Raw genomic sequence first — 11,597 nt, 5'->3', positions numbered from 1 at the left:
ATGGTAACGGAGGGGAAATGATCATGATTCATTCTCGTATACGAAAAAAGGCAGTGATCATACTTGCCAGTCTGTTAATGGTCTCATCAGCCGTGCCTTCGGTTTATGCCTCTTCGGCAGAAGCGGGTTCATACGCGAACAAGTCGTTGGGTCCTGTAAGCTCTAAGGAGGTCGAGGCGTTTGCCGACGAGTTTTTTGAACGGCAGGACGTTAAAGACATGGGGATTCCAGGAGCCGTCTTTGTGGTGGTCAAAGATGGAAAGGTGCTGTTGCAGAAAGGATACGGTTATGCGGATGTAGACAAGAAAACGCCGGCTGACCCGGAAAAGACGGTGTTCCGCATTGCATCGGTTTCCAAAGTCTTTACTGCAACCGCCGTCATGCAGCTTGTAGAGCAAGGTGAAATTGATGTGAATCATGATGTTCAGGAGTATATGGGGGATATCAAGATCAAAAATAATACGGACTTCCCCGTTACAGTGGAGCATTTATTAACACATACGACGGGATTTGATATCGTTGACCCTCCACAGGGCGACTCCATTTCATATGACTTGTCCAAAGTGTATCCGCTTAAGGAGTATGTGAAAGAATGGATGCCTACCGTTATTCGAAAACCAGGTGATGTGTTCAAATACGATAATATTGCCTCTATGCTGCAGGGATATATCGTTCAGAACATGTCGGGCTTGCCATTTAACCAATACGTAAACGAGAACATATTTAAACCGTTAGGAATGAATAACAGCGGCTTTTTGATGACGCCCGAGCTTCGCGAGAAATTGGCTGCCGGCTATAATGAACATAACAAAACCTCTCCAATCTACCATTTTGCTCCGAACGATATGCCTCATGGAGGCATGCTGACTACGGGCAGTGACATGGCCAAGTTCATGATTGCCTTCTTGAATCAGGGGAAGTTGGATGGCAACCGGATCTTGAAGGAAGAAACGGTCAAAGAAATGAGTAAAGTGCACATGGGAATTCACCCCAAAGTGCCAAATATGGCTTACGGATTCGAATACGCTTATCAGGATTACTATAACGGACAGAATGTCATTGGCAAAAGTGGGGCGGCTCCGGGTGGTTTTTCCTCCTGGATGTGGCTGTTGCCGGAACAAAATGTAGGCGCGTTTATCGTTTACAATAAATCGGGGAAGCTGCAGGAAAAAATATTCAAAGCCTTTATGGACCGTTACTATCCCAAGCCAGAACCAGCGCCAAAAAAATACCTGACTCCAACAAAAGAACAGCTGAGACGCTTTGAAGGCGTGTATCGCGATCTGCGAGTGAGCTACGTGCTTACCCGTATACATGCCGCTGCAGACGGAAGGCTGGAGCTCGAAAATCTTACAGGCAAGCAAGTCGTTCGGCAGGTGGATCCCCTTCTGTTCGAAGACGAGAATGGAAGCCAGGTCGCTTTTAAAGAAAACCCGGATGGCACGATCGGATATATGTTTTCCAAAACGAATCGGGTAAGTTGGGTAGAAAAGCTCCCTCAGCCCGAGCGGTTTCAAGATGTCCCCGACAATCATCCTTACGCGGAATACATTGAAGGCTTGCATCAGCTCGGCATTGTTGGGAGCAAGCCGGATGGAACATTCGGTCCGAACGAACCGCTAACGCGTGCGGAATTTGTGGTGCAGCTGATAAACTGGACAGGCATCCCTGCGTCAAAAGCTCCATTAATATTCGAAGATATTCACGATATGCCAGAAGCCGGAAAAATCCAAACGGCCTTGGAATATAACTTTATCAAGGGAACAAGCGAGCGGTTGTTCGAACCGAATCGGCCAATTGTCCGGCAAGAGGCGGCCGCGATCATGTCGAGAGTGATGTCGGGCTTTGGCGCCAAGCCGTCAGAAGGCGCCATTGCCGGTGATACAGATCCATGGGCAGAAAGCGCGGTGAAGTTCATTGCAGGCAAGCAATATTACGGACCAGAGGTTTCCATTTCTCCTGATGGAGCAGTGGATTATCGCTCAAAGAAGATGATGACACGTCAGGAAGCTGCGGCACTCATTTATTTAGCGAGTAAATGGAGCGTTTCTTCTTAAAGCAGTCTGAGTCGCAACATGATAGGGGGGGAATGAGTGTTGGAGACCCGATGCAGAGAAAAATTATTGATGCTCCAAGCGGAAATGATAAAAACCAACATTAACGATTTTTATATTTATCAATTCGATAGCGGCTGGAAACTTGTCTTAGCGGGAAGTTTCGATTTCAATTTTTGTTATTACCATGATATCGAAATCGAATTCATCGAAGTATCCTTTATTTCATGTCCCGTATCATTGTTTAAAATAGATACGATTCGATTGGCAACAGAGGAAGAGCGTAAATCGATTTCCCAACTCTCGCGTGGATATAATGAAGGCATTGCGTTTTGTCTTGAACATGTTGCATTCAACAATACATTTTATATTGTCGCTAAGGGAATATATTATAAGCTGCAGAGAGTATATTATCTGCCTAAACGAACAAAGCCGCCCTGGAGCTCGGCTGCTCATTCACGAAGTCCAGCGACATCGCTTAGTACCTGCGAAAGTTCTGAATGATTATATTGCATACAAAGAAGCTGCAAATTGAACCATATACGGTCAATTGCAGCTTCTAGCAATAAATATATAGAATGCCAGATGCGGGATAGACGATGGTTTGTACATTTTGGAAAACGTTTATTATCTCGATCGGGATGATCCGACGTACAACTTTGTTAAGCCCTAATTTAGGATTGGCGGTTGCGTCTCCGAATCGTATACACGCATTTTCTATCCCCTTTTGACAAGCACTCCGGACGAGAAATATCCGCGTCCAACAAAGACTCAAATAACTTCAGTTCACATGTGCAGGCATGGTTATACTTGTTGGCAATTTGGGAGATCGGACAATTATGCTCCGTAAAAACGAACTCGTCATCGCTGTTTTTTTTCAACTCCACCATATAGCCATTTTCGTTTTGAATATTAGCAAGTAAAGCTATTTTCTCTTGAAAGCTTTTATCTTCCATTGATTCAGCATGCTTTTTGTATAATGCATCTTTGCGGCGTTCAAACAATCGCTCTACCATATTTTCTCCCGATTCCTGCACCAATTCATGAAGGAGATCGAGGGCTACGGCGTGATACTTATTTGGAAATAGTATACTAGCACGCTCTGTTAGATGGTACATGGCAGACGGTCTCCCCATTGGTTGCCGTACAGTTCTCGAATCAATAAAACCATCGCGTTCTAGAGCGTCGATATGGCGGCGGACCGCCATGGAAGTAATGTTGAGCCGTTCCGTAAGTTCTTTGGCGCTAAGCTCATCATTCGTTTTTAACAGATATAAAATCGTCTCCCGGGTCGACATATCGTCTTGTGGTTGCAAATGCAGTTCACCGCCTTGTTATTAACTTCATTTAGCAGGCTGCCTTTACAGCGGGGCACATTGCTCAGAGCAATAACCATTATAAATGCTATCGCATTCTTCACAACAAATATGCTGCTGATGGCAAGCATCATTTGCACAATTAATGTATCGATCAGTAGGTTTTCTGCAATGATGGCAACGTCCCACGACGATATCTTCATCCGTATGGTTAATCGGTACAGATATCCGTTCATCAAATACGTAGCATTTGCCATCGAAAAGTCTTCCTTTTATGTCAGGATCTTTTCCGTAAGATACGATGCCGCCATCCAATTGGTATACTTCTTGAAATCCTTCCTTCAGCAAAAAGCCGCTCAATTTCTCACAGCGGATTCCTCCTGTACAGTAGGTCAGAATAGGCTTGTCTTTATGTTCGCTCATATACTCCCGAATCCATTCCGGGAATTCCCGAAAGCTCTCCACATCCGGTCGAATGGAATTGCGGAAATGGCCGATATCATATTCGTAACCGGTCCGGCCATCCAGCACGATAACGTCGTCACGCTGAAGATGTTCATAAAATTGTTTGGGATTAAGCTTTTTACCGCTCAGGATATTGGGATCAAGCTCCTCATCATCAACACGAAAGGTAACCAGCTCTTTTTTGTAACGCACAAACATTTTTTTGAAGGTGTGTCCATCTGCTTCGTCTATTTTAAACACGATATCGGCAAAGAGAGGGTTCTGACGCAAATCATGCATGTATTGCTCTGTTTGTTCAACGGTACCGGACAGCGTTCCGTTGATTCCTTCATCGGCAATCAAAATCCGGCCTTTGATGCCAAGATTCTTGCAATAGTCCAAATGCTCCTGCGCAAATTGCTCGGCATCGGGAATGTTTACGTATTTATAAAATAGAAGCACTGAGTATACAGATTCTTGGTTCATTACATTCCACCTGGTTCATTATATTTTATGGAAAACATCAGACAAAGTAAAATTTTATCTATAAAAAGTATTGTAACACAACATGGCAGGTTGACAAGTGGGAGTTCAGTCCTCATTATTAGTATACATAACACTATACTATATATAAATATATTTAAAGTATTTTGTTATAAAAGTTATTGGAAGTTTCATACACGTGATCCGGTTCAAAGAAACGAATCGGAATCGAAATAGGGGAGTGAGCAGCCATGATTCAAATTAGCGATGCTGCAGCGGATAAAATTACTGGAATGCTAAAGGACATTGGCGCTGAACCGTATTTTCTGCGTCTAGGAGTTAGCGATGGGGGTTGCAGCGGTTTATCCTATAGCATCCTCTTTGACGATTCACGGCAAGAAGACGACCGAGTAATAGAATGGAAAGGATTTGAGGTTGTCATTGGCAATGCCAGTGAGGAGTACTTTGAAGGTGTACATATTGATTATATGGAAACCGGAATGACGGGTGGCTTCACGATAGACAACCCCAATGCTAAATTCACATGCGGTTGCGGAGCCAGCTTTCGAACGGCTGCCTATCGGGGGAAAGCCAAAAAATGCGACTGATCGTCGAGGAAAGGAAGGTTTCATATGAGCTTTGTCATTAGCCCGATGTCTCGGCTATCTATTACGCTTATTTTTTAATATGGAGGGATAGACCTTGAACATGATGGTAACGAATGCCGCAGTAGCTTGCTTCCAAAGAGACTGGGAATACCGCAAGGGTGACTTTATCCGTATTTATGTCCGATATAGCGGCGGGGGAGAAGATGCTTTCGCTTTTGGCATCACGAAAGATGAACCGCAGTATCCCGTGAACACGTATGTCGGTGACGGAATTACATTCTTTATGGAAGAAAATGATGCATGGTATTTGGACGGCCGTAATTTAACGATCGATTGTCTCCACGGTGATATTGTGTTTGCCCGTGGCTAAAGTTCAAAAGCAAGACAGCGGCAGAAATGAGACTATTTCTGCCGCTGTCGCATTTCAGGGCGACTATTTTTTGCAGGGCTTCAAGAGCTTCTTTTCAAGAGATTGGGATTGACGTATAGATGTACCGGTCGCGCAGCGGGGACTTGAAATGAAGGAGAATATAGTGGCATGATCAAGAAGACAGACAACAAGACCGCTGACTCAATAGCAAGGGGGAGACATATGTCGGGCTTATATGAAACGGATGAGAGTGATGTTCTCGTGCTGCCGCTCGGAGATCGTGCGATTGTCGTTGATTGGGGCGGCAGTATCCACCCGGACACCCATGGCAAAATACGCGCCTTGTGTTCGCAAATGGAGCGGAACCCTGTTCCGGGCATCGTGGAAGTTGTGCCAGCGTATACGACGGTCACCGTGTTCTACGAGCCGCTGAAATTGCGGGATCCGGTCACGGGTGACCAATGGTCTCGCAGTGGTGGCAAGGGCGACCGATCCCCTTTTGAGATCATCAAGAGGATCGTCAGCAGGATGGTGATGGGTCTGGAATCAGTGGAAGCAGGCAGTTCCAGAATCGTGGAAATACCGGTGTGCTACGGAGGTGAGTTTGGGCCTGATTTACATGATGTTGCGGTGCACACCGGGCTGAGTGCGGAGGAAGTCATTAAGATTCACGCGAGTCAGGACTACTTGGTGTATATGATCGGATTCGCGCCGGGCTTTCCTTATCTCGGCGGCATGCCGGAACGGATTGCTGTCCCTAGACGCAGCTCTCCGAGACCAACCATTGACCCGGGTTCAGTCGGAATAGGAGGCAAGCAGACCGGAGTCTATCCGATTGCCACGCCCGGGGGGTGGCAGTTGATCGGAAGAACCCCATTGAAGCTGTTCCGTCCCGATCATGCTGCGCCGAGCTTGCTGCAAATGGGTGACATCGTCCGCTTCCGGCCGATCGCCCCCGAACAATATGCCGCGTGGAAAGAGGATGACATATGAGTCTGTATATTATAAAATCAGGACTTCTAACTACGATTCAAGATCAAGGAAGGTTCGGGTATCAGCAGCAGGGGGTCATTGTCAGCGGAGCAATGGATTCGTTCGCCCTTCGCGCAGCGAATGTGCTGGTGGGCAATGACCAGGAGGACGCGGCTTTGGAAATTACGCTGCGAGGACCGTCCATCCGCTTTGATGCTGAAGCGCTTATCGCCATATGCGGAGGCAATCTTTCGCCGAGTATCGGCGGGCAGAAGGTTCCGTTATGGAGACCGGTCCTCATCAGAGCGGGAGAGGTGCTCGAATTCGGTCCCTGCATATGGGGGGCTCGCGCTTATCTAGCCGTTGCGGGAGGAATCGATGTGCCGCTGGTGCTGCAAAGCCGCAGCACCTATTTGCGTGCGGGGCTCGGAGGGCTCGAAGGAAGAGCGCTGAAGACCGGGGATGTGCTCCGCTGTGGTGCTGTTTCCGACTGTGCGGCGAAATATACGAGGCATGGTCTGGCAGCGCTAGAGTCAAAGCCTTTTGCGGCTGCGCCTTGGTTTATCGGTTTCCCGTCCCGCCCTGCGTATGCGCAAGAGCCGGTGATCCGCTTTATTCAAGGCCGTGACTTCAGGCATTTTACCGAAGAGAGCAAGGCGGCTTTTGTCAGTTGGCCATTCTATGTCACACCTCAATCGGACCGGATGGGGTATCGCTTAGAGGGACCGTCTATCCGATTGATGCAACCTTTTGAACCGATCTCCGAAGCGGTGTCGTTCGGAACGGTGCAAGTCCCACCGGAAGGGAACCCGATCATATTAATGGCGGACCGCCAGACGATAGGAGGCTATCCGAAAATCGCGCAAGTGGCGAGTGTCGATCTTCCTGTGCTGGCCCAAGTGAAGCCTGGGGAAAGCATACGCTTGGCCGAAATATCGTTGGAACAAGCGGAAGAGCTGTATATGGATGCAGAGCAGTCATTTGCTCTGACGGAAAAAGCGATCGGGCTTTATCTCACGAAAGAAAGGGGCGTTTGAATGTATACCGTCGATCTGAACTGTGATATGGGGGAGAGCTTTGGCGCCTATACGTTGGGAAACGATGAGGCGATTCTTGATAAGGTGACGTCTATTAACATTGCTTGCGGTTTTCATGCGGGTGATCCGCAGACCATGAGAAAAACGGTAAATATGGCTCTGGAGAAGCAAGTGGCTATCGGTGCTCATCCCGGACTGCCGGATCTGGCGGGCTTCGGCCGACGTAACATGAATATTACGCCACAAGAAGCGTATGACATGACCGTGTATCAGATCGGCGCCTTAGAGGGGTTCGTTCGAGCCGAAGGCGGCAGAATGCAGCACGTCAAGCCGCACGGAGCTCTATATAACATGGCGGCTCAGAATGACAAGCTGGCTCAAGCGATTGCCGAAGCCGTCTATAAGGTGAATCCCGAGCTGGTCTTGTATGGTCTCTCGGGCAGCGAAATAATTCGTGCCGGAACCCGAACAGGGCTGAAGACGGCCAGCGAAGTGTTCGCTGATCGGACCTACTGCCGAGATGGAAGCCTCACCCCGAGAAGCGAGCCAGATGCGCTAATCAGCGACCCCTCGCAGGCTGCCGCCCAGATTATCCAGATGGTGAAAGAGGGCACCGTCCGTTCGCGAGAGAATATGGAGATTAAGCTTACGGCAGAGACCATATGCATACACGGAGATGGAACACATGCGCTGCACTTTGCCGCTCGAATCCGGGACATGCTTCTATCTGAGGGAATCCAGCTTCAAGCTGTGCGCGATCGTAAACCTGACGGGAATTTCCAATGATATCATTAGATATACAGATCGGAGAGAATGCCATGGAATGGGAAACAGTCTACGAGAACAATCTGACGATGCTCACTGCGATTGCGTACCGCATGCTCGGTTCCTTGGCCGACGCGGAAGATATCGTGCAGGATCTGTTCATCGAGGTGCAGCAGCTCGACATGGTACATGTCCGCAATATGAAAGCATACTTAACTAAAGCGGTAACCAATCGTTGCATCAGCTTCATGACATCGGCCCGTAAACGGAGGGAAGTGTATGTTGGTCCGTGGCTGCCTGAGCCTCTGATCAATCTGACAGAACAGGATCCGATGGAGCTGGCGGTGAAGGATGAATCCATTTCGTACGCGGTTCTCGTTCTGCTCGAACAATTGAACGCCGTGGAAAGGGCCGTGTTCATTTTAAGGGAAACGCTTGCTTATAGTTACAGTGAAATCGCCCGGATATTGGATAAGTCAGAAGAGAATTGCCGTAAAATTTACAGCCGCGTCAACAAGAAGCTGCGTCAAGAGCTGCCTGCGGCTTCTCCCCATACGGAAAAAGAAGAAGCGCTCGTCCAAGCCTTCATACTTGCATCCAAAACAGGCGATTTCGCTGACGTAATTCGCATGGTCACCGATGACGCCCTGCTCATTATGGATGGCGGCGGCAAAGTTCGCTGCGCATTACGTCCGATCATAGGCAGGCAGCGAATAATGGCGCTATTGAACGGAATTGTGCCGAGAGGGTATTTCGAAGGGGAGCTCCTCCCTGTCGAAGTTAACGGCCAGAGAGGAATGGTGCTTGTCAGAAATGGCAGTCCGGTTCTCGCGATATGCTTTGGCTGGGGCGCGAAGCCGGGAGAGCCGGGAGAGCAGAAGCGTCTCGTACGCATCTTTTTCATATCGAATCCTAACAAGCTCGAACGCATTCAACCTCTTAAAGCTTTGTAAGAATTTCAGGCCCATTGTCGGTAATGGCAACGGTATGTTCATATTGGACACAAATCGAGTGGTCAATCGTTCGTGCCGTCCAGCCATCACTTTCGACATAGGCGCGCCAGTCTCCAAGCGTGAACATCGGTTCGATGGCGAGCACCAAGCCATTTTTTAATCGGGGCCCCATCCCTTGTCTGCCATAGTGGGGAACAGGCGGCTCTTCCCACAGATCCTTGCCGAGCCCATGGCCCGTAAATTCTCTGACATTGCCGTACCCGTGGCGCGTCGCAAACGTGTCGATCGCAAATCCGATATCTCCAATATGGTTTCCGACGACAGCCTGATCAATGCCAAGCAGCAAGCTTTGATGACAGGCATCCATAAGCTGAGCGATTTCCGTGGAGACGGTACCGACCGCATAGGTCCAGCCGGAATCTCCATGGTAACCGTTGAAGAACGCCCCGACATCAAGGGTAACGACGTCCCCATCCTGCAATGGCGCATCATCTGGAAATCCATGACAAATAACATCGTTCTTCGCCACGCAGATGGAGGCTGTGAAGCCGTGATGTCCTTTGAAGCTGGGCACCGCTCCTCTTGCGCGAATATGCTTTTCTACCATTTGATCGATGGCAAGTGTCGTTATGCCGGGCTTAATCGTGTCTGCAATTAACGCATGGCACTCAGCTACGATACGGCCTGCTTCCCTCATGATTCCAATCTCTTGATCGGATTTCAAGATCATCATCGTGTTTCCTCCAGCTTCATCAAATTCTTTTTTGCAGGTAGTTGTAACGATTGCGGCATTTCGCGCTACAAAACTTATTTACTTTAGCCCGCTGATAGGGAATGAACCAGCTATGACACTGGATGCAACGCTGCAGCTCCAGTTGCTCTTTCTCCATAGCCTCAAGCAGACTTAGGATGGCTTCCATATAGATTCGCTTCAACTGATTCGGAGGGTCTACGAACTCGGTATGAAGCAGCAACGAAGGAGCACTGACCTTGTCAGAAAGGCAGCTTGATGCAGGCACAGGAATATTTGCAGGCGTGGCAATGCTTAATTTTAGACGGATAGCATGATAATGTTGAAAAGCGTCATTGATTCGCTGCACGGAATCGGCAGTTAATGCCTGTTTGGCTTGGACGGACTTCGCCAGCAGCAGCAATAGACTTTGCAGCTCTTGTTCCAGACTGCCTGTCTCCATCTGGTTGTCATGCTCTTTCATCTGATTGAGTACGCTGAGAAAAAAATTCGGACGAGATAGGACGGGACTCAATACTAGCATCTCCTCACGATTTCATCTTTTTCAATGGATTGATGTGGTTAATCCATTTATAACAGAACGTGATCATGAAGTCAAACTTCAATAAAGGTATGCCGGTTTCGTCTCTTGCCTCATTCTCCCCTTTATTCAGAATGGCAGATTTTCTTTGTCATACGAACCAATTGTCGGTTTTCCATGCAGTGCAGTGGTCCATATATCCATTCTCCCTTACCGTCAGGAAAGAAAATCGCGAGCATAAGGCGCATGCGGTTACGCAAATCATGGCATGACGCGGCGGATTACAATACAGTTAACCAGCATCGTCTTGGGCACGCCGCTCACTCCTGAAGGAAGGGGAGGATGGAGCAAAGTGGCTAATGAAGCGAATTATCGTCAATCGATCACGCTATTGCACAAAATATGATTTTGTTGATCCGGGTTGATGTCACAAATTCAGCACTCATTTTGTCAAATAGGTGAAAGGTAAGCGATGAGAAGTCATCTCTTGCTTTATTCAATGCCAATATCCAAGGAGGAATTGTACATGGACACGAGATTTAAAATGGAAGAGGTAAATCCTAAAGGCTATGCGGGCATGATCGAACTAGAGAAGGCCCAAATGTCTGCCGGCATCGATAAGCGAATGAAGGAACTAATCAAAATCCGCGCTTCCCAAATCAATGGCTGTGCATTTTGCATCGACATGCATACGAAGGACGCGCGTAAGCTGGGCGAAACGGAGCAGCGCATTTATGCGCTTAACGCATGGCGTGAAACGCCCTTCTTCACTCCGGAAGAGCGGGCCGTGCTGGCTTTGACGGAAGCAGTCACCTTAGTGACCGAAGGTCATGTGCCTGATGAGGTATACAAGGAGGCGCGCCGTTATTTCGATGAAAAGGAAACCGCAGAAATCATTATGGCTATCGCTACCATCAATGCATGGAACCGAATTGCCATCTCGTCAAGAAAAATGCCTGCCTGTGAATAGAATAACGGTGTTCTTGAAGGCAGGTCCCCTCGGGGAACGATATAAAAATTTGCGCGAATGGGAGGAAATAGACTATTGATGAATGTTAAAATGGCAATTATCGGGAGTGGACCCACCGGAATCGAGGCTGCTCTCACGGCTTAAAAAAATATTCAAATGAGGTAACCTTGATAACGAATGGCGACGTAGAAGATTGGAATATGACAACTACTGTGGTATGGTTAAGCGCGATATCGCAATTATCGTGCTTTCATGATTTGGAGCGGGTTTCTCCACGGAACATCAATGAGTATGCACGCGATGTTCAACAAAAGTGTTATAATGACTAAAGATAAAAACTCAACTTTCGCAGCA

General features: G+C 48.0%; 13 protein-coding genes. 9 read left to right on the top strand and 4 right to left on the bottom strand.

Features of this window, described 5'->3' with window-relative positions:
- Positions 1-23 precede the first annotated feature (23 nt).
- Together A372_RS0105575 and A372_RS33330 are read left to right on the top strand one after the other, a co-directional pair.
- Positions 24-2,057 carry a serine hydrolase gene (locus tag A372_RS0105575; protein ID WP_019419840.1) on the top strand — a complete coding sequence of 678 codons (2,034 nt, stop codon included), beginning with the start codon at positions 24-26 and terminating at the stop codon, positions 2,055-2,057.
- Positions 2,058-2,093: 36 nt separating this feature from the next.
- Positions 2,094-2,558 (top strand): hypothetical protein, encoded by a 465-nt coding sequence (locus tag A372_RS33330; RefSeq protein WP_019419839.1) that lies wholly within the window; start codon positions 2,094-2,096, stop codon positions 2,556-2,558.
- A gap of 170 nt (positions 2,559-2,728) precedes the next feature.
- On the opposite strand, the gene A372_RS0105565 is transcribed toward A372_RS33330, so the two are convergent.
- Positions 2,729-3,370, bottom strand: coding sequence for a helix-turn-helix transcriptional regulator (locus A372_RS0105565; RefSeq protein ID WP_019419838.1), 642 nt, complete (start codon positions 3,368-3,370; stop codon positions 2,729-2,731).
- Between the two features lie 45 nt (positions 3,371-3,415).
- Positions 3,416-4,300, bottom strand: a complete 885-nt coding sequence (trhO, locus tag A372_RS0105560; RefSeq protein WP_019419837.1) for an oxygen-dependent tRNA uridine(34) hydroxylase TrhO — start codon at positions 4,298-4,300, stop codon at positions 3,416-3,418.
- Positions 4,301-4,548: 248 nt separating this feature from the next.
- Here trhO and A372_RS0105555 point away from each other — a divergent pair, with 248 nt between their 5' ends.
- The 6 genes from A372_RS0105555 to A372_RS0105530 all read left to right on the top strand — a co-directional run bounded on the left by A372_RS0105555 (position 4,549) and on the right by A372_RS0105530 (position 9,002).
- On the top strand, positions 4,549-4,905 hold the full coding sequence (locus A372_RS0105555; RefSeq protein WP_019419836.1) for a HesB/IscA family protein: 357 nt from the start codon (positions 4,549-4,551) through the stop codon (positions 4,903-4,905).
- Between the two features lie 100 nt (positions 4,906-5,005).
- Positions 5,006-5,275 (top strand): HesB/YadR/YfhF family protein, encoded by a 270-nt coding sequence (locus A372_RS0105550; protein ID WP_311295019.1) that lies wholly within the window; start codon positions 5,006-5,008, stop codon positions 5,273-5,275.
- A gap of 222 nt (positions 5,276-5,497) precedes the next feature.
- Positions 5,498-6,268: a 5-oxoprolinase subunit PxpB gene (pxpB, locus tag A372_RS0105545; RefSeq protein ID WP_019419834.1), complete on the top strand. Its 771-nt coding sequence runs from the start codon at positions 5,498-5,500 to the stop codon at positions 6,266-6,268.
- The gene (locus A372_RS0105540; protein WP_019419833.1) at positions 6,265-7,284 is read left to right on the top strand and encodes a biotin-dependent carboxyltransferase family protein; all 1,020 of its coding nucleotides are present in this window, start codon (positions 6,265-6,267) and stop codon (positions 7,282-7,284) included. The genes pxpB and A372_RS0105540 overlap by 4 nt, the downstream gene beginning before the upstream one ends.
- The gene (locus tag A372_RS0105535; protein WP_019419832.1) at positions 7,285-8,070 is read left to right on the top strand and encodes a LamB/YcsF family protein; all 786 of its coding nucleotides are present in this window, start codon (positions 7,285-7,287) and stop codon (positions 8,068-8,070) included. It begins immediately after the preceding gene.
- Between the two features lie 32 nt (positions 8,071-8,102).
- Positions 8,103-9,002: an RNA polymerase sigma-70 factor gene (locus A372_RS0105530; protein ID WP_019419831.1), complete on the top strand. Its 900-nt coding sequence runs from the start codon at positions 8,103-8,105 to the stop codon at positions 9,000-9,002.
- On the opposite strand, the gene map is transcribed toward A372_RS0105530, so the two are convergent.
- Positions 8,989-9,735, bottom strand: coding sequence for a type I methionyl aminopeptidase (gene map / locus A372_RS0105525; RefSeq protein ID WP_019419830.1), 747 nt, complete (start codon positions 9,733-9,735; stop codon positions 8,989-8,991). The two genes, A372_RS0105530 and map, sit on opposite strands and share 14 nt — an antisense overlap.
- Before the next feature lie 19 nt (positions 9,736-9,754).
- On the bottom strand, positions 9,755-10,267 hold the full coding sequence (locus tag A372_RS0105520) for a hypothetical protein (RefSeq protein WP_019419829.1): 513 nt from the start codon (positions 10,265-10,267) through the stop codon (positions 9,755-9,757).
- Positions 10,268-10,799: 532 nt separating this feature from the next.
- On the opposite strand from A372_RS0105520, the gene A372_RS0105515 reads away from it, so the two are divergent.
- A complete protein-coding gene (locus A372_RS0105515; protein WP_019419828.1) occupies positions 10,800-11,243 on the top strand; it encodes a carboxymuconolactone decarboxylase family protein in 444 nt (147 codons plus the stop codon).
- Positions 11,244-11,597: the final 354 nt, after the last annotated feature.

Origin of the sequence: Paenibacillus sp. OSY-SE (assembly GCF_000283315.1) — a bacterium.
Classification (GTDB): domain Bacteria; phylum Bacillota; class Bacilli; order Paenibacillales; family Paenibacillaceae; genus Paenibacillus_B; species Paenibacillus_B profundus.
Note: the sequence above shows the minus strand (reverse complement) of the source record. Positions and strands in the feature narration are given on the sequence as shown.